The 21,073-nt window shown below is 68.2% G+C and carries 22 protein-coding genes and 2 pseudogenes; 8 read left to right on the plus strand and 16 right to left on the minus strand.

Annotated elements, in window-relative coordinates:
- The first annotated feature begins 4 nt into the window (after positions 1 to 4).
- Positions 5 to 556, plus strand: a complete 552-nt coding sequence (locus QE452_RS09615) for a CinA family protein (protein ID WP_405052754.1) — start codon at positions 5 to 7, stop codon at positions 554 to 556.
- On the opposite strand, the gene QE452_RS09620 is transcribed toward QE452_RS09615, so the two are convergent.
- Together QE452_RS09620 and lipA are read right to left on the minus strand one after the other, a co-directional pair.
- Positions 472 to 975 carry a type II toxin-antitoxin system RatA family toxin gene (locus tag QE452_RS09620; protein ID WP_309658003.1) on the minus strand — a complete coding sequence of 168 codons (504 nt, stop codon included), beginning with the start codon at positions 973 to 975 and terminating at the stop codon, positions 472 to 474. The two genes, QE452_RS09615 and QE452_RS09620, sit on opposite strands and share 85 nt — an antisense overlap.
- 13 nt (positions 976 to 988) lie before the next feature.
- Positions 989 to 1,933, minus strand: a complete 945-nt coding sequence (gene lipA / locus QE452_RS09625; RefSeq protein WP_125993245.1) for a lipoyl synthase — start codon at positions 1,931 to 1,933, stop codon at positions 989 to 991.
- 110 nt (positions 1,934 to 2,043) lie between these two features.
- On the opposite strand from lipA, the gene QE452_RS09630 reads away from it, so the two are divergent.
- From QE452_RS09630 to QE452_RS09640, 3 genes are read left to right on the plus strand one after another with little or no spacing between them, the layout of a single operon-like run.
- Positions 2,044 to 3,357: a replication-associated recombination protein A gene (locus QE452_RS09630; protein WP_309658002.1), complete on the plus strand. Its 1,314-nt coding sequence runs from the start codon at positions 2,044 to 2,046 to the stop codon at positions 3,355 to 3,357.
- 41 nt (positions 3,358 to 3,398) lie between these two features.
- Entirely contained in the window at positions 3,399 to 4,199 is an 801-nt protein-coding gene (locus tag QE452_RS09635) for an RNA methyltransferase (protein ID WP_309658001.1), read from the plus strand.
- Positions 4,200 to 4,215: 16 nt separating this feature from the next.
- Positions 4,216 to 4,596, plus strand: coding sequence for a hypothetical protein (locus tag QE452_RS09640; RefSeq protein WP_309658000.1), 381 nt, complete (start codon positions 4,216 to 4,218; stop codon positions 4,594 to 4,596).
- A 281-nt stretch (positions 4,597 to 4,877) separates the two neighbouring features.
- On the opposite strand, the gene rmuC is transcribed toward QE452_RS09640, so the two are convergent.
- The 4 genes from rmuC to QE452_RS09660 all read right to left on the minus strand — a co-directional run bounded on the left by rmuC (position 4,878) and on the right by QE452_RS09660 (position 7,774).
- Positions 4,878 to 6,314 carry a DNA recombination protein RmuC gene (gene rmuC / locus QE452_RS09645; protein ID WP_309657999.1) on the minus strand — a complete coding sequence of 479 codons (1,437 nt, stop codon included), beginning with the start codon at positions 6,312 to 6,314 and terminating at the stop codon, positions 4,878 to 4,880.
- A 123-nt stretch (positions 6,315 to 6,437) separates the two neighbouring features.
- Positions 6,438 to 6,959 carry a peptide deformylase gene (def, locus tag QE452_RS09650; RefSeq protein ID WP_309657998.1) on the minus strand — a complete coding sequence of 174 codons (522 nt, stop codon included), beginning with the start codon at positions 6,957 to 6,959 and terminating at the stop codon, positions 6,438 to 6,440.
- Positions 6,960 to 6,991: 32 nt separating this feature from the next.
- Positions 6,992 to 7,450 carry a DUF1465 family protein gene (locus tag QE452_RS09655; protein WP_309657997.1) on the minus strand — a complete coding sequence of 153 codons (459 nt, stop codon included), beginning with the start codon at positions 7,448 to 7,450 and terminating at the stop codon, positions 6,992 to 6,994.
- Between the two features lie 126 nt (positions 7,451 to 7,576).
- Positions 7,577 to 7,774: a DUF465 domain-containing protein gene (locus tag QE452_RS09660; RefSeq protein WP_309657996.1), complete on the minus strand. Its 198-nt coding sequence runs from the start codon at positions 7,772 to 7,774 to the stop codon at positions 7,577 to 7,579.
- 180 nt (positions 7,775 to 7,954) lie between these two features.
- Between QE452_RS09660 and QE452_RS09665 the strand changes: the two genes are divergently transcribed.
- Positions 7,955 to 8,113 (plus strand): YdcH family protein, encoded by a 159-nt coding sequence (locus QE452_RS09665; protein ID WP_125993127.1) that lies wholly within the window; start codon positions 7,955 to 7,957, stop codon positions 8,111 to 8,113.
- An 86-nt stretch (positions 8,114 to 8,199) separates the two neighbouring features.
- On the opposite strand, the gene QE452_RS09670 is transcribed toward QE452_RS09665, so the two are convergent.
- From QE452_RS09670 to QE452_RS09680, 3 genes are all read right to left on the minus strand, one after another.
- On the minus strand, positions 8,200 to 8,577 hold the full coding sequence (locus QE452_RS09670) for a PilZ domain-containing protein (protein WP_125993128.1): 378 nt from the start codon (positions 8,575 to 8,577) through the stop codon (positions 8,200 to 8,202).
- A gap of 234 nt (positions 8,578 to 8,811) precedes the next feature.
- Positions 8,812 to 9,270: an RNA polymerase-binding protein DksA gene (gene dksA, locus QE452_RS09675; protein ID WP_125993129.1), complete on the minus strand. Its 459-nt coding sequence runs from the start codon at positions 9,268 to 9,270 to the stop codon at positions 8,812 to 8,814.
- Positions 9,271 to 9,653: 383 nt separating this feature from the next.
- On the minus strand, positions 9,654 to 10,169 hold the full coding sequence (locus QE452_RS09680; protein WP_309657995.1) for a host attachment family protein: 516 nt from the start codon (positions 10,167 to 10,169) through the stop codon (positions 9,654 to 9,656).
- Positions 10,170 to 10,261: 92 nt separating this feature from the next.
- On the opposite strand from QE452_RS09680, the gene serS reads away from it, so the two are divergent.
- From serS to QE452_RS09695, 3 genes and pseudogenes are all read left to right on the plus strand, one after another.
- Positions 10,262 to 11,542, plus strand: coding sequence for a serine--tRNA ligase (serS, locus tag QE452_RS09685; protein WP_309657994.1), 1,281 nt, complete (start codon positions 10,262 to 10,264; stop codon positions 11,540 to 11,542).
- Entirely contained in the window at positions 11,542 to 12,306 is a 765-nt protein-coding gene (gene surE, locus QE452_RS09690) for a 5'/3'-nucleotidase SurE (RefSeq protein WP_309657993.1), read from the plus strand. Before serS ends, surE begins: the two co-directional genes overlap by 1 nt.
- Positions 12,307 to 12,316: 10 nt before the next feature.
- A pseudogene (locus QE452_RS09695) lies at positions 12,317 to 13,436 on the plus strand (peptidoglycan DD-metalloendopeptidase family protein).
- Positions 13,437 to 13,443: 7 nt separating this feature from the next.
- On the opposite strand, the gene QE452_RS09700 reads toward QE452_RS09695, so the two are convergent.
- From QE452_RS09700 to rpmE, 7 genes and pseudogenes are all read right to left on the minus strand, one after another.
- Positions 13,444 to 14,700: an MFS transporter gene (locus tag QE452_RS09700; protein ID WP_309657991.1), complete on the minus strand. Its 1,257-nt coding sequence runs from the start codon at positions 14,698 to 14,700 to the stop codon at positions 13,444 to 13,446.
- A 37-nt stretch (positions 14,701 to 14,737) separates the two neighbouring features.
- Positions 14,738 to 15,991 carry an arsenic transporter gene (locus QE452_RS09705; protein WP_309657990.1) on the minus strand — a complete coding sequence of 418 codons (1,254 nt, stop codon included), beginning with the start codon at positions 15,989 to 15,991 and terminating at the stop codon, positions 14,738 to 14,740.
- A gap of 332 nt (positions 15,992 to 16,323) precedes the next feature.
- A complete protein-coding gene (locus QE452_RS09710) occupies positions 16,324 to 17,775 on the minus strand; it encodes an MFS transporter (RefSeq protein ID WP_309657989.1) in 1,452 nt (483 codons plus the stop codon).
- 91 nt (positions 17,776 to 17,866) lie between these two features.
- On the minus strand, positions 17,867 to 18,313 hold the full coding sequence (locus QE452_RS09715; RefSeq protein ID WP_309657988.1) for a MarR family transcriptional regulator: 447 nt from the start codon (positions 18,311 to 18,313) through the stop codon (positions 17,867 to 17,869).
- A gap of 612 nt (positions 18,314 to 18,925) precedes the next feature.
- Positions 18,926 to 19,576, minus strand: a complete 651-nt coding sequence (locus QE452_RS09720; protein ID WP_309657987.1) for a GntR family transcriptional regulator — start codon at positions 19,574 to 19,576, stop codon at positions 18,926 to 18,928.
- Positions 19,577 to 19,779: 203 nt separating this feature from the next.
- Positions 19,780 to 20,434 (minus strand): annotated as a pseudogene (locus QE452_RS09725) (outer membrane protein).
- 369 nt (positions 20,435 to 20,803) lie between these two features.
- The gene (rpmE, locus tag QE452_RS09730; protein WP_125993141.1) at positions 20,804 to 21,034 is read right to left on the minus strand and encodes a 50S ribosomal protein L31; all 231 of its coding nucleotides are present in this window, start codon (positions 21,032 to 21,034) and stop codon (positions 20,804 to 20,806) included.
- Between the last annotated feature and the right edge of the window lie 39 nt (positions 21,035 to 21,073).

Raw genomic sequence — 21,073 nt, forward strand, 5'->3', positions numbered from 1 at the left:
GGCTATGATGACCGACACCCTTCTCCCCCCTCCGCTGGTCGAGGCCGCGCGCCGCGTGATCGACGCCAACCGCGCCGCCGGCCGCACCATCGCGGTCGCCGAAAGCTGCACCGGCGGCCTGGTCGCGGCGGCGCTGACCGAGATCCCCGGATCGTCGGACGTGTTCATCGCCTCGTTCGTGACCTATTCCGACCAGGCCAAGCGCAATTTGCTGAAGGTCGGCGGCGACATATTGGAGACGTTCGGCGCGGTGTCGGTGGCGGTCGCCTGGAGCATGGCGCGCGGCGCATTGGAAAAGAGCGGCGCGGACATCGCCGTGTCGATTACCGGCGTCGCCGGGCCGGGTGGCGGGTCGGAGCGCAAGCCCGTCGGCACGGTGGTCTTCGCGCGCGCGGACAAGGGCGGCGACGCGGCCGAGATCCATGCCGATCGCAAGCTGTTCCCCGACACCGGCCGGGGCGGCATCCGGCTTCAGGCGGCGCTGTGCGCGCTGGAACTGCTGCTGCCGTCCGAAGTGCCGCCGGTCGTCGAGGCGGAGGCCGATCCCGCGCCGTAAAGCGCGGCGGCGCGCGTCTCGAACGCGCCGATCATGCGGCGGAGCGCGGTGCCGAACACCTGCCCCGCCAGCATCTCGAACACCCGGTTCTTGAACGCGAAGTCGACCGAGAAGTCGACCGCGCAACCGCCCTGTTCCGGCCGGAAGCGCCAGTCGTTGCGCAGATATTTCAGCGGACCGTCGACATATTCCACGCTGATCCGCTCCGGCCGGCTCTTCTCGACCCGGCTGGTGAAGGTCTCGCGCAGCCCCTTGAAGCCGACGATCATGTCGGCCACCGTCTCCGTCTCCCCGTCCTGGCGCACGCGCATCGCGCTGACCCAGGGCAGGAACTCCGGATAACGACGCACATCGGCGACCAGGTCGAACATCTGTTCGGCCGTATAGGGCAGATGGCGGGTTTCGCTATGCTTGGGCATCGGAGCTTGGGCCTCAGGCGCCGATCACGGCCCGTCCGGCTTTTGCCGCGAGCTGCGCATCGCGCGCCGCCTTCATCTTCGCGAAATCGTCACCGGCATGATAGCTGGAGCGGGTCAGCGGCGAGGACGCGACCAGCAGGAAGCCCTTGGCCCGCGCGATCGCGGCATAGGCGTCGAACGCCTTGGGCGTCACGAACTCCGCCACCTTGGCATGGCGCGGCGTCGGCTGGAGATACTGGCCCATGGTCAGGAAATCGATGCCGGCGGAGCGCATGTCGTCCATCACCTGATGCACCTCCAGCCGCTCCTCGCCCAGTCCCAGCATGATGCCGGACTTGGTGAAGATCGACGGATCGAGCTTCTTGACGCTCTCCAGCAGGCGGATCGACGCGTAATAGCGCGCGCCCGGCCGGATCGTCGGATAGAGCCTCGGCACCGTCTCCAGATTATGGTTGTACACGTCCGGCCGCGCGGCGACGATCGCCTCCACCGCCGCTTCGTGCTTGTTGCGGAAATCGGGGGTCAGGATCTCGATCGTGGTGACCGGGTTCGACTTGCGGATCGCCTCGATCACCTTGACGAACTGCTTGGCGCCGCCGTCCGGCAGGTCGTCGCGGTCAACCGAGGTAATGACGATATGCTGCAGGCCCATCTGCGCGGCGGCATCGGCGACGTTCTGCGGCTCCATCGGATCGACCGCGCGCGGCATCCCCGTCTTCACGTTGCAGAAGGCGCAGGCGCGCGTGCAGGTGTCGCCCAGGATCATGACGGTCGCATGCTTCTTCGACCAGCATTCGCCGATGTTCGGGCAGGCCGCCTCTTCGCAGACGGTGGTCAGGCTCTTCGAGCGCATCAACTCGCGCGTCGCGGCGAAGCCGGCCGAGGTCGGCGCCTTCACCCGGATCCAGTCGGGCTTGCGGACCCGTTCCGGACGGGCGAGCGGAGTCATCTCGTTCATCCCCGCCAGATAGGGCCGCCACGCGCGATTGTCATCCACCCGCATCGCCTCGGAACCGCGATTCGTGCTTGGTGCGTGACGAGCGGCGACACACGACCTACATCGCGCAGATGGCCGACCTGTTCGCCGGTATCGATCCGCCCCCCGCCCCGCCCGCCGATCCCGCCCCCGATGCGCCGCTGGCCGATCGGCTGCGCCCGCAGACGCTCGCCGACGTGGTCGGGCAGACGCATCTGACCGGGCCGGACGGCGCGATCGGCCGGATGGTCGCGGCGGGGCGGCTGTCGTCGATGATCCTGTGGGGGCCGCCCGGCACCGGCAAGACCACGACCGCGCGGCTGCTGGCGGATGCGGTGGGCCTGCGCTTCGTCGCCATCTCCGCCGTCTTCTCCGGGGTCGCCGACCTGAAGAAGGCGTTCGCCGAGGCGCGCGACCACACCCGGCTCGGCAAGCGCACCCTGTTGTTCGTGGACGAGATCCACCGCTTCAACCGCGCGCAGCAGGACGGTTTCCTGCCCTATGTCGAGGACGGCACCGTCACCCTGGTCGGCGCCACGACCGAGAACCCGTCCTTCGAACTCAACGCCGCTCTGCTCAGCCGCGCGCAGGTGCTGATCCTCCATCGGCTCGACCGCGACGCGCTGGAGCTGCTGTTGACCCGCGCCGAGGCGGTGATGGACCGCCCGCTGCCGGTGACGGACGCCGCGCGCGACGCGCTGGTCGCCAGCGCCGATGGCGATGGCCGCTTCCTCCTCAACCAGGCGGAGACGTTGTTCTCCGTCGACCTGCCCGAGCCGCTCGACCCGGCGGGCCTGTCCGCCTTCCTGCAACGCCGCGTCGCCGTCTATGACAAGGATCGCGAGGGGCATTACAACCTCATCTCGGCGCTCCACAAATCGATCCGCGGCTCGGACCCGCAGGCGGCGCTCTATTACCTGGCACGGATGCTGACGGCGGGCGAGGACCCGCTGTTCCTGCTCCGCCGGCTGGTCCGCGCGGCGGTGGAGGATATCGGCCTCGCCGACCCGCAGGCGCTGACCCAGTGCATCGCCGCCAAGGACAGCTACGACTTTCTCGGCTCGCCGGAGGGGGAACTCGCGATCGCCCAGGCCTGCGTCTATCTGGCGACCGCGCCCAAATCGAACGCGGTCTACAAGGCGCAGAAGGCCGCGTGGAAGACCGCGCGCGAGACCGGCTCGCTGATGCCGCCCGACAATATCCTGAACGCGCCGACCAAGCTGATGAAGCAGATCGGCTATGGCCAGGGGTATGAATATGACCATGACGCGGAGGGCGGCTTTTCCGGCGCCAATTACTGGCCGGACGCGCTGGGGCCGCAGCGCTTCTACGAGCCGACCGAGCGCGGCTTCGAAAAGCGCATCGCGGAGCGGTTGGCCTGGTGGGACGAACGCCGCCGACGCTGACCGCGCTTGCGGTCGGACGCGGGGGGCGGCAGGACGATCCCATGCCCCGTCAGATCACCGCCTATTCCAATCCATTGGTCAAAAGCGTCCGCGACCTGCGCGACAAGCGCCATCGCCGCGAACAAGGCCGCTTCCTGGCCGAGGGCCTGCGCATCCTGACCGAGGCGCGGGAGGGCGGCCGCCTGCCCTCGCTGCTGTTCTTCGCCGCCGCCAGCGCGCAGCATCCGCTGGTCATGCGCCTGATCGACGCGGTCGAGGCGGCGGGCGGCGAGGCGATCGAGACGGTGCCCGACATCCTCTCCAAGCTGTCCGGCAAGGACAATCCGCAGGCGGTGGTCGGCGTGTTCGAGGAGTTCGAGACCTCGCTCGACGACCTCGACCGGTCGAGCGCCGGCATCTGGCTGGTCGCCGAGCGGCTGCGCGATCCAGGCAATCTCGGCACGATCCTGCGCACCGGCGATGCGGTCGGGGCCGGCGGGCTGATCCTGGTCGGCGAGTGCGTCGATCCCTTCTCGGTCGAGGCCGTGCGCGCCAGCATGGGTGCGCTGTTCACGGTGCCGGTGGTGCGGACCGAGTGGCAGCCCTTTCTCGACTGGCTGCGCCGGGGGCCGGGGCAGTTGGTCGGGCTCAGCCTCGATACCGAACATGATTATCGGGCCGCCCGCTATGCCGCCCCCACCTTCCTCCTGACCGGCAACGAGGCGCAGGGGATGCCGACCGATTATGCCGCGGCCTGCGACCTGCTGGTCAAGATCCCGATGCTGGGCAAGGCGGACAGCCTGAACGCGGCGGTGGCGACGGCGGTGATGGCCTATGAAGTGCTGGCGCAACAGCGCGGCTGATCCAGGGAGAGCGACGATGCGGACGATGGTGACGATTGCGGCGATGGCGATGCTGGCGGCCTGTTCCGGCGCGCCCGACACACCGGCGCCCGCCGATCCGGTGGCCCTGGCCAAGACATCCGCCGCGCAAATCCTGGCTACCGTGCCCAAGTCGCTGGGCGGCGGCGTCCGCATCACCGGCGCGGCGGCCGAGGGGCGAACACTGACCATCGCGCTCGACGGCATGGACGACTGGCGCGGGCAATATAGCGATGCCAGCATGGCGACGACGATGAAGCGCGGCATCTGCTTCGAACCGGGCATCGATGCGCTGACCAAGGCCAAGGGGCTGGTCCGCCTGCAGAGCCGCGACACCAGGGGGGTGGCGCTGCCGCCCCTGCTGATCGATGCGTGTTGATGGGGTCGCGCGGAGATCTGTCGGGTGATCCAGCCGTATCGACGCTGTACCGTCAGCCGGATGTGACCCTATCTTCCTACCTTCTGGTTCCCCGGCGAAGGCCGGGGCCCAGTTGGAAAGGTTGCAGTAACGGACCGCTGCCCCTCGTTATCGACGCCCCCCAACTGGGCCCCGGCCTTCGCCGGGGAACACGGCGTCAGGAAACGACAAGCCTCTCCCGATAACACCACCGCTCGGCGTCTCCGCGGCTTCGCGTCAACATCATCGCCCCATTTCCGCCCTTACTCCGCCGCCGTCACCAGCTTGGTCAAAGGCCGCGCCGACTGTTCGCCGACGGGCAGCGGCTCGATCGTCTTGCCGGCGGTGTCGATCTTGAGCTGTTCGAAGCGGCGCGCCTGGGTCAGCACCTGGCTTTCCAGCGACCCGACGAACTGGTTGTAGGCGGACATCGCCGTGTCGAGATTGCGGCCGAGCTTGGATACATGCCCGCCCATCGTCGCGAGCCGGGCGTACAGCTCCTTGCCCAGCATCCCGATCTCGCGCGCCTGTTCCGCCAGCATCTCCTGCCGCCATACCGCCGCCACCGTCCGCGCGATCGCGATCAGGTTGGTCGGCGTCGCCAGCAGCACCCGCTTGTCGAAGGCATAGTCCCACAGCGTCGAGTCCTGCTCCAGTGCGGCGGAGAGGAAATGCTCGCCCGGCACGAACATGACGACATAATCCGGCGTATCGTCGAACTGCGTCCAATAGCTCTTGGCGCCCAGGCCATTCACATGCGCCCGCATCGAGGCAGCGTGGCGGGCCAGGCCGACCTGCCGCGCATCGTCGTCGATCGCGCCGAACGCGTCCTGATAGTCGTTGAGCGACACCTTGGCATCGATGACCAGCGACTTGCCGCCCGGCACGCGCACGATCGCGTCGGGGCGCAACCGCCCGCCCTCGCCGTCCGACACGCTGACCTCGGTCGCGAAATCGGTATGTTCGGACAGGCCGCAATTCTCCAGCACGTTGCGGAGCTGCTGCTCGCCCCAGCGGCCGCGCGCCTTGGGGGCGTTGCGCAGCGCATTGACCAGCTTGGCGGCTTCGCTGCGCACCGTCTCCTGCCCGACGCGCATCGATTCCATCAGGCCTTGCAGATTGCCGAACGCGTCGCGCCGCTCCTTCTCGACCTGCGCGACGCCCTCCTCATAACGCTGGAGCCGGTCGTTCACCGGCTGGAGCAGCGCGCTGAGCTTGGCGCCCTGCGCGGCCTCGGAAGCGGCGAAGCGGGCATTGGCCTGTTCGAGGAACTGGGTCTGCGCCGATTCGAGCGCCTTGGCGGCCGCCGCGCCGAACTGCGCGGTCATCGTCTCGCGCGCCTCATGCAACTGGCGCAAAGTCTGCTGATGCGCGGCCTCGCGCTCGGCGGATTGCGCGCGCAGACCGGCAAGCTCCTGCGCGGCCGACCGCAGCGCCTGCAACTCGGCGGTCAGCGCCTGATGGGCGGCATGGCGTTCATCGACCTGCGCACGAAGCGTCGCCACATCCTGCATCGCTTGGTTGCGCTCGCGCTCGACCGAGTCGCGCGCCTGTCGCACCAGATCGGCATCCGCCACCCGCTGCTTCGCGAGCGCCAGATCGGCGGCCAGTCCGGCCGACTTGCGTCCCGCCAGCAGCCAGCCAAGCGCCAGGCCCGCCACCAGCGCGAACAGCGAGGCGACGATCATCGCGACCGTCATCGGCCGCCCCCGATCACGGGAGAGACGGAAACGGCGACGGGCGGGGAAGCATCAGACATGGCTGGGAACGTACAGCGAACGCACCCGGCCGAAAAGGGGCTTTCTCCCGCCGCCCCGGCCGGGTCAGTTGCGCCGCTGCTTGGCCAGCTTCTTCAGCAGCATGTCGCGCTTCAGCCGCGACACATGGTCGATGAACAGCACGCCGTTCAGATGGTCGATCTCATGCTGCATGCAGGTGGCGAGCAGGCCGTCCAGTTCCTCCTCATGCGACGCCCCCGTCTCGTCCAGCCAGCGGACGCGGCAGCGCGCCGGGCGGCGGACCTCGGCATATTGATCCGGGATCGACAGGCAGCCCTCATTGTACGTGGACAGTTCGTCGGACGCCGACAGGATCTCGGGATTGATATAGGCCTTGGGCGCGCGGATCGGCTTGCCCTCCTCATCCTCCTCCGCCTGGAGGTCGATGACCAGGATGCGCTGGTCGACGCCGACCTGGATCGCGGCGAGACCGATGCCATTCGCGGCATACATGGTGTCGAACATGTCGGCGACGAACTGGCGGACCCCGTCGTCCACCTCGTCGACGGGCTTGGAGACGAGGCGCAGGCGCGGATCGGGGATTTCGACGATGGGAAGTACGGACATGGCGGCGGGGCTAAGTCCCCCCGCCCGCAGCGTCAAGCGGCGACGCCGCCCCGCCCCAGCCGCGCCAGCAGATCATGCTGCATCGCGCGTACCGGGCTGCCCGCCGCTTCAGCCGCCTCGCGCGCCCCGTCCCCGGCCAGCGCCCGGTCGAGCACGGCGGCACGGCGGAACAGCGCCTGGCTCGCCTCGACCAAATGCCGCGCCTCATCCGGCAGGCGCGACAGCACGTCATCCTCGCTGGTGATTTCGTCGCTCAAGCGGCGATTGGCGGTCAGCGCCTCGGCCGGCGTCAGCTCGCCCGCCGCCACGGCGCGGCGGACCAGCAGCCAGGCGATGACGTGCATCAGCCGCGTCGTCACCTTCAGCGACTCGCAACTGAACGCCACCCGCGCCACGGGCGGCAAAGTGTCGCGATCGCGACGGCTGCGATCGTCGAAATAGCTGCGCGCCTCGTCGGCGAGGAGCATGGCATCGGTATAAAGCGCGCTCACGAGACGCGTCTGGAAGCCCGCAGGTGACATCGAGCCGATCATGCGCGGCTGCATGGCACAGGCCGCGGCACCTGCCCAGAGCCTATCCGACGCCGCCCCGTCCCGAATCGGGGCGCAGAGGCGTGGTCAAGCAATGATATCGGGCAGCAACTGATCCTCCAGCATCGAGATTTCGTCGCGGAGACGCAGCTTGCGCTTCTTCAGGCGGGCAAGCTGCAACTGATCCGGCGCGCCATGCGACTGGAGCGCCGCCAGTGCCACGTCCAGATCGCGATGCTCGGTGCGCAGCCCCTGCAACCGGGCGTTGATCTCGCTGTCGTCCATCCTGTCCCCGCGCCCCTTATGATCCCCGCGCCGTACCGGTTTTCCGGCCGGCGCGCAGGAACGCCGTACAGGACGCCGCCGCAAAAGTGCAACGGACGGTCGCAGTCGCGGTTTTTACCGGGCGACAAAGGGCGCGTCCTATGTTCTATTCACCCTCGCTAGCTGAAGGAGAATCTGCCCATGCAGTCCACCGCTCACCAGTCCGCACTGGAGGCCAAGCACGCGTCGATCGACCGACGCCTCGCCGAGGAGAGCCACCGGCCGCTCCCCGACACCGCGCTGATCGCGGCACTGAAGAAGCAGAAGCTACGACTGAAGGACGAGATCGTCAGCCACTGAACGTCGTACTAGACGTCCATGGTCGACGCCGGCCCCGCCACCCTGGCAGGGCCGGCGTTTTGTTTATGGGCCGTGACGCGGACCGATCAGCGACGCGGCGCGCCGAGCAGCGACTTGGCATAGGTCGGCGTCGTGGTGCCGCCCCCCACGGGCAGCCGCGCCTTTTTCGGGTCGATCGGCGAGTCGAGCGCGATGCCGATCCGGCCCTCCGCGCACCAGGCGACGCGGCCCGGACATTCGCCGATATTGCGCAGGTCGACCGTCACCCGCGCGCCGATCCCGACGATGCGCGGATATTCCGCCATCATACCGCCCTCGGACAGGTTGCGGATCCGCACGTCATAGGTCTTGTCGACCCCGTCGAAACGAAGCTGCGCGGTCAGGAACAGGCTGTCGCGGCGATTGCTCCGCTTGCCGGCGCCCTCGGCTTCGTTCCTGCTGTCATCGCCGGTTGCGCCGTTCATATCCGATCCCGCTTCGTCCACTATTCGCCCGCACGCGATTGGGGCTGAATTCCTGAACAAAGCCCTAAAGGAAAGCCGGCCTTCCGTCCATGCGTCCCGCGACGGGACAGGCCATGCGGAACGAACGAACAAACCTTTGAGCGATCACGACAGGGGCGGCGAAACCCATAGGTCGCCGCCCCGATATGGGAGGTAGAAGGCCGGCGGCTCGCAAACAGCCGCACTCGGCCGATCTCAATCTTCGCGCGACACCTTCTCGTGACGCTCGTGACGCTCCTGCGCCTCGACGGTCATGGTCGCGATCGGCCGGGCCTCCAGCCGTGCCAGGCTGATCGGCTCACCGGTCACCTCGCAATAGCCATATTCGCCCTCGTCGATCCGCCGCAGCGCCGCCTCGATCTTGCTGATCAGCTTGCGCTGGCGATCGCGGGTGCGCAGTTCGATCGACCAGTCGGTTTCGCTCGACGCCCGGTCGGTCAGGTCGGATTCGCGCAGCGAGTCGAGTTGAAGCTGCGACAGCGTTCCCTGCGACTCCATCAGGATCGCCTCTTTCCACTGGTTCAGCTTCTTGCGGAAATAGGCTTGCTGTCGGGGATTCATGAACGGCTCGTCCGCCGTCGGGCGATAGCCGTCGTCATTGGCCACCATGTGGCCAGTGGAATGGTCGTCAACGCGATTCAACACCGTCGCCATACCGATCTCCCTACGGCCCTGAAGCGGAGCGGATTGTCACCGTCTCTTACCCGCCGGGCCACCCCCAGATGATGCGGCCTATAGCTTCGTGAAGGTCGTGTCACAAGCAACCGTTCCACTGTCCCCGATATGGTTTTGACAGGATTGTTGCGTAGAAACCACGCTTTACCGGAATGAAGCGTCCATTCCGCCCGAATTTGGCACATCCGTATCCGAAATGGATCGACGGGGAGCGTCCAGGTTATTGATCCTGATCGATGATCGCCCGCGCCGGGACCATTGCGAGCCTTGCCGGCCCGGCGTCACATCATGCCGACAACAAGAGACCGCCGGGGCATGGGCAGCCCCGGCGGTCCCTCACGATCGGTCCAATGAGGATGATGTCAGGCGTTCATCAGCGCTTGCTCGATCTGGTCGACCGGATGGCCGGTCAGATCCTTGGCCAGTTCGCCGACCAGCCGGCCGCTAACCTCCTTGTGGTAATGTTTGCGCAATTCGCCCAGCGTCTTGGGCGGTGCGACCACGATCAGCGACTCGAACTTGTTGGCGAGCGCCCGGCGCCGCAGCATGTCGGCGGTTTCGGCGGCGAACCGGTCCTCCTCCTGCTGGTGATAGTCGGTCTCCTCCAACGACCCGCGCGAAGGCGCGAATTGTGCGCCCTGCCCGCCGCCGCCGGCCTGATTCGATCCGCCCTGCGCGATCGGCGGCGCACCCGCACCACTTTGGGTCGAACGCGCGCTGCCGGCCGCATCGGTCTTCTGCTCGCCGTCGCGCGGATTGACGTGTTCCTCCGCATGCTCGACCTTCAGGTTCGGGTGCTCCGCATCCCCCTCGTTACGGAAGAACAGGCTCTTGCGGCCATCCACCACCAGCACGAACGCGTTATGGGGAACCTGCATCGCTATCTCCTCTATCGGCTTGTTGTCGGTCGGGTAACGCGCGCGCGGCGGCACGGGTTGCGCGGTCCGGCCCCGCCCGCCATAGCCCGGCCATGCACGACATCCGCCTGATCCGCGACGACCCCGCTGCCTTCGACGCCGCGCTGGCGCGCCGCTCCCTCGCCCCCGCCGCCGCCGAACTGCTCGCGCTCGACGAGCGCCGCCGCGCCACCATCGCCGCCGCGCAGGAGGCGCAGACCCGCCGCAACGACCTGTCCAAGCAGATCGGCCAGGCCAAGGCGCAGAAGGACGAGGCGCGGGCGCAAGGCCTGATGGCCGAGGTCGCCGCGCTCAAGGACCGCCTGCCGCAACTGGAGGAGGAGGAACGCGCCACCGCCGCCGAACTGGACGCGCGACTCGCCGCCATCCCCAACCTGCCCGCCGCCGACGTGCCCGAGGGCGCGGACGAGGACGGCAATGTCGAGGAGAAGAACTGGGGCAGCCCGCGCGCGTTCGACTTTCCGGTGCGCGAACATGACGCGATCGGCCCGGCGCTGGGCATGGACTTCGATACCGGCGTTGCACTGGCCGGCGCGCGCTTCACGCTGCTGCGCGGCCCGATGGCGCGGCTCAGCCGGGCGCTCGGCCAGTTCATGCTCGACCGACTGGTCAACGACTTCGGCTTCGAGGAGGTCGCGCCGCCGCTTCTGGTGCGCGACGAGGTGGCGTTCGGCACCGGACAATTGCCCAAGTTCGCCGAGGACCTGTTCCGCACCACTGATGGCCGCTGGCTGATCTCCACCGCCGAGATGTCGCTGACCAACATCGTCCGCGAGCAGATCCTGAGCGAGGCGGAACTGCCCCTACGCTTCGCCGCGCTCACCGCCTGTTTCCGTTCGGAGGCCGGTGCGGCGGGCCGCGACACGCGCGGCCTGATCCGCCAGCACCAGTTCGAGAAGGTCGAGATGGTGGCGATCACCCCGCCCGACGCCTCGGATGCCGAGCATGAGCGGATGACCCGCGCGGCCGAGGGCGTGCTGGAGGCGCTCGATCTGCCCTATCGCCGGATGAAGCTGTGCACCGGCGACATGGGCTTCACCTCGCTGCGGACCTACGACCTGGAGGTGTGGCTGCCGGGCCAGCAGCGCTATCGCGAGATTTCGAGCTGTTCGACCTGCGGCGATTTCCAGGCGCGGCGGATGAACGCGCGCTTCCGGGCGGAGGGTGAGAAGGCCCCCCGCTTCGTCCATACGCTCAATGGCTCCGGCCTGGCGGTCGGCCGCACCCTGGTCGCGGTGGTCGAGAACTACCAGCAGGCGGACGGCTCGGTCGTCGTGCCCGTGGCCCTGCGCCCCTATATGGGCGGCCTCGAACTGCTGGAGCCGGCCCACTGATGCGCATCCTGCTGACCAATGACGACGGCATCCACGCGCCCGGCATGGCGGTGCTGGAGGCGATCGCCGCCACCCTTTCCGACGATGTCACCGTGGTCGCTCCGATCGAGGAACAGTCGGGCACCGGCCGCTCGCTGACGCTGACCCGGCCGATGCGCCTGAAGCGCTTCGGCGAGAAGCGGTTCGCGGTGACCGGCACGCCGACCGACGCGGTGATGATGGCGCTGACCGAGGTGATGAAGGACGGCCGGCCCGACCTGATCCTGTCGGGCGTCAATCGTGGCGCGAACCTGGGCGAAGACGTGCATTATTCGGGCACCGTCTCCGCCGCGATGGAGGGGGCGCTGGCCGGCATCCGCTCGGTCGCGCTCAGCCAGCGCTATCCCGACCATGCCCCCGGCGAGCGCGTGTCCTTCGCCACCGCCGAGGCCTGGGGCGAGCGGGTGCTGCGGCCGCTGCTCGACGCCGAATGGTCCCCCCGGACGATGGTCAACATCAACTTCCCGCCGGTCGCCCCCGATCAGGTCCGGGGCGTGCGCATCGTGCCGCAGGGCCTGCGCGACTATGGCCGGGCGCGGATGGAGAAGCGCAGCGATCCGCGCGGCTTTCCCTATTACTGGCTGGCGATGGACCGCGTGCCGCTGACCGTCACCGGCGAGACGGACCTGGACGCCTCGGCCGAGGGCTATGTGTCGGTGACGCCGCTGCAGGTGGACATGACGCATCGCGCCTCGCTCGATATGCTGCGCGCGGTGTACGCGTAGGAGGATGGCGATGCGGCGAGCGGTGGTGGCGGCGACGGCGCTGATGCTGGGCGGCTGCATCCCCCGGATGGAACCGCCCAACGATTATGGTCGGCCCGCCCCGCCGCCGCCGGTCGACCGGACCCCGCCGACCACCGACTTCACCCCGCATGACGAGGCCGTCGCGGCGCAAGGCCGATCGCCGACCCGGCCCGTCACCCGCGTCGCGGTGCCGGGCGCGGCCGTCCGCCCGCTTTGGGAAGCGCGGCCGGTCGAGGCGGATGCGCGGATCGTCGAGGCCTCCACCTATGTCGTCCGGCCGGGCGACACGTTGCGTGGCATCGCCGAACGGACGGGTGCCGGCGTGGATGCGATCGCACGCGCCAACGGCATCGCCGCGCCCGCCTATGTCGTTCGGGTCGGGCAGAGGCTGACCATTCCCGCCGGCCGTTACCATCTGGTCCGCACCGGCCAGACCGGCATCGCCATCGCCCGCGCCTATGGCGTCGAATGGTCGCGCATCGTCGCCGCCAAACGCGCTGGAGGAACCTTATGTGCTGCGCGCGGGCCAGCGCATCCTGATCCCGGAGGCCGCCGCCGCGCCGGGCAGCCGCGCCGCCGAGCGCGCCGCCGCCTTCCAGCTCGATGTCGACGACATCCTGACCGGCGGTGAGCCGGCGCTGGCGAAGAATGCCGCGCCTGCCAAGCCCGTCGCCCGGCCCAAAAAGCCCCTGCCCGCCACCGTGCCCGTCGCGCCGCCCAAGCAACTCGCCGGCGGCGGCTTCCTCTGGCCGGTCGACGGGCGGGTCGTCCGCCGCTTCGGGCCGGGACGCAGCGGCGAACGCAACGACGGCATCAAGATCGCGGTGCCGCTGAGCACGCCGATCCGTGCCACCGCGGCCGGGGTCGTCGCCTATGCCGGCGACGGCATCGCGGCGCTGGGCGGCCTGATCATCATCAAGCATGGCGATGGCTGGACCAGCGTCTATGGCCATGCCGCCAAGCTGCTGGTCACGCGCGGGCAGAGCGTGACTCGGGGACAGGTGATCGGCCTGTCGGGCGATACCGGCTTCGCCGACCAGCCCGAGCTGCATTTCGAACTGCGCAAGGGCCGCACCCCGGTCGACCCGCAAAGCCAGCTTCGCCGCTGACCGGCGCCTATTTCCGCTTCGTCTCCGGCATCGCCACCAGATAGAGGAGCAGGCCAGCCCCGGCGATGGCGGCGAGCGTCAGGAAGCTGGCGGTATAGCCCGCCGCGACGATGATCGACCCGGCCAGCGTCGCCGATAAGGCCGCACCCAGCCCCTGGGTCGTCGCCACCGCCCCCTGCGCGACGTTGAACCGGCCCGATCCCTTGGTCAGGTCGGCGATCACCACCGGGAACAGCGCGCCGAAAATGCCCGCGCCCACCCCGTCCAGCGCCTGCACGCCGACCAGCCACCAGGCGTCGTTCGAAACCGTATAGAGCGCGCCGCGCGCCGCAAGGAAGGCGAAGCCGGTGAGGAAGATCGGCTTGGTCCCCCAGCGTTCGGCATAGCGGCCGACCAGGACCGCGACCGGCACCATCACCGCCTGCGCCGCGACGATGCAGGCGGCGGTCAGGGACGTGGCCTGATCCTTGCCGACGGTGCGCGACAATAGCTGGCTGACCGAGGTCAGCATCGCCGCATTGGCGAGGTGGAAAAGGAAGGCGATGACCGCGAAGATCAGCAGCGGCCGGTTCTCCAGCACGACCCGCCAGCCGCTGGGCTCCTCGCACCCCTCCTCCGGCTCGCAGTCCAGGCCGCGCGCGACCGCATTGTCGATATCTGCGTTGCGCAACCGCATCGCCGTGAACACGCTCGCCACGGTCAGCCCCGCCATCAGCCAGAAGACGACCACGGGCCCGAACTTCCACGCCAGCAGCCCGGCGAGCGCCGCCGACACCGCATTGCCGGCATGGTTGAACGCCTCGTTGCGGCCGACCCGCTTAGCGAACATCTTGGGGCCGACCAGGCCCAGCGTGATGGCGGAAATGGCCGGCGCGAACACCGCGCCCGCCACCGCCGCGACCGACTGGCCGATGGTGACGGCGGTGAAGCCGGAGACGATGGGCAGGGACAGGCTGCTCAATGTCACCAGCAGGGCGGCGGCGATGACGATGCGCGGCTTGTTGCGGCTGCGGTCGATCAGCCCGCCGGCGGGGGTCTGCGCGATCAGCCCGACCAGCCCGGCGATGGTCAGCACCATGCCGACCGTCGCCTCGTTCCAGCCATGCGCCGGCCCCCGCACCGCGAGCAGGTAGATGGCCAGATACGGCCCCAGGCCATCGCGCACATCGGCCAGGAAGAAGTTGAGCGCGTCGAGCGTACGGCCCGGCGGCCTGGGATGGGGGGCCGCGCCGCCGGGGCGGAGCGTTGCGGAAGCGGTCGCCATCACAAATCCTTTGAACAGGGGGAGAAATCGGAACCGGTCAGCCGATCAGCAGTCGCGCGGCAAAGGCGGCGGCCAGCGCCGGGATCATCGTCACCGCGCCCACCTTCAGGAAGCGGAGAAAGTCGACATCCTCCCCTTCGCGCCGGATCGCCTGCAGCCACAGGATCGTGGCGAGCGAGCCGGTAATCGACAGGTTCGGCCCCAGATCGACCGCGATCAGCAGCATGTCGACGACCAGCCGGGGCGGATGTGCCTGTGCCACAGCGGTACTGGCGATCAGCCCGGCGGGCAGGTTGTTGACCAGGTTCGACCCGAAGGCGAGGATCGTGCCCGAGGTGACCGCCGCGCGGGCCGGGTCCGCCGTCGCCGCATCGCGCAGGGCGGCGGCGATCATGCCGATCACCCCGGTCCGGTCCAGCGCCTCGACCAGCACGAATAGGCCCGCGACCAGCGGCAGCACGCTCCACGACACGTCGCGGACCACGCCGAGCGGCGAACGCCGCGCCAGCATCGCCACCGCCAGCGTCGTCGCGACGCCGGCCAGGGCGGTCGGCAGGCCGAGCGGTCGGTCGAGCGCCGACACCAGCAGCAGCAGCCCCGCCGTGCCGACGATCCCCGCCAGCGCTGCGCGCCCGCCGCCGGTCAGCGGCGTCCGCTCGACATCCGACGTACAGTCGCCCGCGATCCGCGACCGCTCCGCCCAGCGCAACGCCAGGAAGGTCACGACGATCGCCGCCAGCGACGGTAGCGCGAACGACCCGAACCACGCGCCCAGCGCCGGCATATGCCCGCCATAGAGCACCAGATTGGCCGGGTTGGAGATGGGCAGCACGAAGCTGGCGGCATTGGCGATCAGCGCGCAGGCGAACAGCAGCGGCAGCGGATCGGCCTTGGCCTTGCGCGCGGCCGCATAGACGGCGGGGGTCAGCACCACGGCGGTCGCGTCGTTGGACAGGAAGCTGGTGGTGACGATGCCGGTCGCATAGACCAGCAGGAACAGGCGCGGTGTCGACCCGCGCGCATGGATCGCCGCCGTCGCCGCCACCCAGTCGAACAGCCCCTGTTGCCGCGCCGTCTCGCTCAGCAGCATCATGCCGATCAGGAAGAGATAGACGTCCATCCCCTCGCCCACCGCATGGAGCGCGGCACCGGGCGGCATCAGCCCCAGCAGCAGCAGGAGCGCGGCTCCCGCCACCGCCCAGATCGCCTCCGGCCAGCGGAACGGTCGCGCGATCACGCCGGCTGTCGACAGGGCGCAGATGCCCCAGGTCGCCCCCGTTGCCAGGATCATGCGACGGTCGCCGCGTGGGCGCGGGATCGAGCGGTACGAATGGCACAGTCCTCCGTTCAGTTCGGCCGATCACCGGCCTGAGCCGCCGGTTCCTTGCCGAGCGACGCGCGCAAGGCAAATGCAAGCAGGCGACCGAAGATGGCGCGACGCACGGGTCTTGGCAGGCAAGGGAACGCATCGGCACCGTCATCCCATCGGGTGGGTGCAGAACCCGGTGCCGACGACATCGCTCCCATCATTTGCATGAAGAATATGTCATGTCGCGAGAACATGGACGATTCTTGCCGGCAAGGCCCGGTTATTACGTCATCATTGCTGACTATACTGACGCGTTACTGCCGGCCGCTCATTTCCGCACCCGCATCGGGGGCGAAACGGCGATTGACGAAGAGCGCCGTGAGCGAGATCGCCGTGACCACCAGGAAGGCAGTGGTGAAATCCGGAAAGGCCGGCCGCACATGGCCCCGCGCCAGCATCGACAGGTGGAGCACCAGCGCCGCGACGCAGATGCCCAGCGACAGCATCAGTTGCTGGAAGGTGGCGTAGAAGCTGGTCGCCACGCTCATCCGCCGCTTGTCGATCTGGTCATAGGCGATCGTGTTATAGGCGGTGAACTGAAAGGACATGAGGAAGCCGGATACCACCAGCACCGCGAACATCCCCGCCACCGGCCAATCCGGCCGGAACAGGCCGCACAGCGCATAGCTGCACGCCGACAGCACGCCGATCACGATCAGGCTGGAGCGGAAGCCGAAGCGGCGCAGGATGCGCCGGGCGACGCCCTTCATCCCGAACGATCCGATCGCCGTCGCCACGGTGATCAGGCCACTCTGCGCCGCGCTCATGCCGAAGCCGATCTGCATCATCAGCGGCAACAGGAACGGTTGCGCGCCTTGGGTGATCCGGGTCAGCGATCCGCCCATCACCGACAGGCGGAAGGTCGGCACGCGCAGCAGCGACAGGTCGAGGATCGGATGCGCGACGCGGCGGGCATGGCGCAGATAGAACCATCCGGCGACCAGCCCGACCACGACCAGTGGCGCCGCCACCACGCCGCCGCCCGTCCGGCTCGCCATCTCGAAGCCGAACAACAGGCAACCGAGCGCGATGCCCGACAGCAGGAAGCCGGCCGGGTCGAAGGGATGCGCCTCCGTCTCCCGGATGTCGGCGATAAAGCGCCCGACCAGGATCACGCCCAGTACGCCGATCGGCAGGTTGAGCCAGAAGATCCAGCGCCAGTCGAGATAGGTGACGATGAAACCGCCCACTGGCGGTCCGACGATCGGTCCGATCAGCGCGGGCATGATCAGCCAGGACATGGCCGACACCATGTCGCGCTTGGCAACCGACCGAAGCAGCACCAGCCGCCCGACCGGCATCATCATCGCGCCGCCGATCCCCTGGACGAAGCGCGCCGCCGCCATCATCGGCAGCGTCGGCGACAGGCCGCAGGCCAGCGAGCCGCACATGAACAGGACGATCGCCAGCCGGAACACCAGCTTCGCGCCATAGCGGTCCGCCATCGTGCCCGAAGCCGGGATGAACACGGCCAGCGCCAGCAGATAGGAGGTGAGCGCGATGCTCATCTCCGGCGCGCGCACGCCGAAATCGCGCGCCATGGTCGGCAGCGCGGTCGCCAGCACGGTGGCGTCGAGATTCTCCATGAACATCGCACAGGCGATGATCAGCGCGACGGTGCGATAGTTGCGGCTGGGCGGCTCGACCGGATCATGTTCGGGGGTCTGGGCGACGCCATTGGCGGCGGGCACGATGCCGTCGCGCATCTCGGCATGGACAGAGGCGATCCCGCGCCGGCGCGGGCGTAGACGATCGATCAGGTTCAGCGCTCGGACTCCTTTGCCACTTGGCGGCCGCTCATGCCTGGTCCGCCATATCCAGCACCTGTTGCAGCCGCTCGATCACCTGGATGGCGGCGTCGAGCGCCGCATCGTCGATGCCGGCGAAGACCCGCGCGCGAACTGCGACCGACCGTTCCTCCGCCCGCAAGGCCAGGTCGCGCCCGGCCGGGGTCAGATGCAGCGTCTTGGCGCGCCGATCGGCGGGATCGGGCCGTCGCTCGACCAGCCCGGCCCGCTCGATCCGTTCGATCAGCGGCACCATGGTCGGCCCCTCGACGCCGAGCCGCTCGGCCAGCGCGCCCTGACGCACGCCGTCCGCCATCCGGCCGAGCAGCATCACCGCCAGCGCGGTCGAATGGGACAGCGACAGGCCCGCCAGTTCGCGGTCGAGATGCTGGCGGTAGGCGCGCGCCACCGGCACCAGGCCAGTCGCGAGCCGCCGCTCTTTGGCGGATCGCCTCATCGTCATCGCGGATAGATAGGACGCTAAGCAATGCCGGGCAAGCCGCACGCCATGCGACTTCTGCATGTTCCTGCCGCAGCTTGAGCAGGGTGACATCGGGTCGGCCCAAGCCGTCATTGCGAGCGCAGCGAAGCAATCTAGAGCGTCACGCGCGCGGTCGTGGATTGCTTCGCTGCGCTCGCGATGACGATCTCAAGCCCGGATCATCTTATCGGGTTCTCGTTTCGCGGACGCCCGGGTCCACGGCCACATCGATTACCCGCTGGGCCGCATCCTGCTCGACGGAAGCAGCGCAGGGCCGCTCGGTCACCTCTCTTGCCGCCGCCTGTCGATCGATACCGGCCATGGCCCGCGCGACGTCGCGCAACCGCATCGCCATCCTGACCCGCGCATTATCCGCTGGCGCCTGATGCTCGACATCCGCCGGCATGAGCGCGAAACGGCGATCCAGCAGGTAGAGGCTGAGTATGATTTCGATGCGACGCAGCGGCTGCGCAACGAGGAACGGCTGCGGCGGCTATCGATCGAAGGACGGGGCGCAGTGACGGGCACCGTCACCCATAAACTGGTCGAACGCGATCGCTGCCCGGCGCGTCAGCTGCCCCGACGCGATCAGGCGGCGGCGAATTGCTGGCGCAGGTCGGTCAGCGTCGCGGCGATATGCTGGGCCAGCATCGCCTCCAGCCCCGCCGCGTCGCGCGCCAGCCACAGATCGAGCAGCGCGCGATGCTCCTGATGCGCGCGCGACTCCCGTCCGGCGGGCTGGAGATGCGCGATGACATAGCGTTCGGCGAGGATCGACAGCCGCTCGATCATCTGCGTGGTCAGCGGCCGATTGGCGGGCCTCACCATCGCGATATGGAAGTCGCGGTTGCGCACCGCCATCTCGCCAAGGTCCGATCCGAAGGCGCGGTCCAGCCGGTCGAACGCCGCCTCCGCCTCCGCCTGCGCCGGGGCATCAGCGACCAGCGCGGCATGGGCGGCGGCGGCGGGTTCGATCGCCAGGCGCATGGCATAGATTTCGTCGGCCTGCTCGGCGGACATGGGCTGGATGAAATAGCCGCGATTGGCCTGGCTGACGAGCAGCCCCTCCTGTTCCAGCCGACCCAGCGCCTCCCGCAGCGGAATCTTGCTGACGCCGAGCTGGGCCGCCAGCGCATCCTGCCGGATCGGCAGGCCCGTCGCCAGCCGTCCGGTCACGATCTGCTCCCGGACGATCTCGAACACCCGCTCGGACAGGGTGCGGACGACGATACTGGACATGAAAAGGCTACTCCGATGACGATAAGGGCGTCGGACTGGCCAGGGCCGTCCCGCGATACGTCGCAGCGGAACCTTTTCAGAATGATGCCTCGCAATCAATCGCATTATCCGATTTTTGGTAACGATAGCATCGACTTACCGTATACGATGCAGGAGGCGGAGCGGTCGTTCGACCGCCCCGCCCCCCTCATCCGAGCCTCAGATCAGAAGCGGAAGCCGTAGCTCGCGACGACCTGATGACGGTCGGTGTCCACGTCGAACGCGCCGCTGGTGCCGCCGTCCGAATAATTGACCCGGCCGCTGCCATAGTTCGAATAGCGATACTCGACCTTGGCATAGCTGTTGCTGCTCAGCGCGTGCTCGGCACCCGCGCCCACGCGCCAGCCGTCCAGCTTGAAGCTGGTGTCGGTCGAGGTGTTGGTGTTGCCCGCCAGCACGTTCAGCTTGGCATTGGTATAGCCGCCCTTGACATAGAGCAACGTCGTCGGGCTGGCGAGGATACCGGCGCGGACACCGGCATAGAGGTCACGACCCGCCTTCACCCGGCCATAGCCGAAATCCTGGGTATAGTCGTAGCGGTCGCTCTTCGCGGTCGAGCCGGTGATCTCGCCCTCGGCACCCAGCACCACGCCGCCCGCGGTCGCGATGTCGTAGCCGATGCCACCGCCATAGACGAGGCCGTCGATGTTGCGGTGCGACTCGCCGGTGCCCTGCGCGTTGCTGCCGGCGGCGACGTGATCCCAAGCCCAGCGTCGCCTCGACGCGCGGACCGGTGAAGGTCGGATTGACCTCCTGAGCAAACGCCGGGGCAGCCACGAGAACACAGGCGACACTCGCCACGGCAAGACGCTTACGCATAATAAAACTCCATATACCTCGAGACCCGCTGTCGGGCTCGCCAGGCTCAATGGCCGAAAAGCCAAGTCGCTGCATGAACCTCAGATAAACGTCTAAAGGTGTTGCATCGACGCAACAGAAGTTTTGATCACACCGTGAGCTTTACGAGAACTGAATATTTTCAGGCAGAATTATGGCAAGCATCCGACATCGCGGACGATCAAGCGACACTGGCCTCGCTGCGCATCCCGTAACTAGATATCGAAATTTTCATGCCGACGTCATCTTGCGGCACTGATCGAAGACGAACGAAAACGGCCGGCGTCACGGGGACGCCGGCCGTTCTCTGTTCGACAAGGTCCGATCCGCCGAAACGGATCGGTCGCGCGCTTACTTGCGCAGCGTGAGACCGCCGCCGAAACGCTTGTTGAAGCGTGCGACCTGGCCGCCCGCGTCCAGCATCTGGCCACGACCACCGGTCCAGGCCGGGTGCGCCAGCGGATCGATTTCCAGCGTCATCGTGTCGCCTTCCTTGCCCCAGGTGGAGCGGGTCTCGTACACGGTGCCGTCGGTCATCTGGACCTTGATCATGTGATAGTCGGGGTGGGTATCGGCCTTCATCGTCTATGCTCCTGGCATGGCTGGTTCCGACCAGCCTGA

The sequence above is a fragment of the Sphingomonas sp. SORGH_AS_0438 genome (assembly GCF_031453475.1).
GTDB lineage: Bacteria > Pseudomonadota > Alphaproteobacteria > Sphingomonadales > Sphingomonadaceae > Sphingomonas.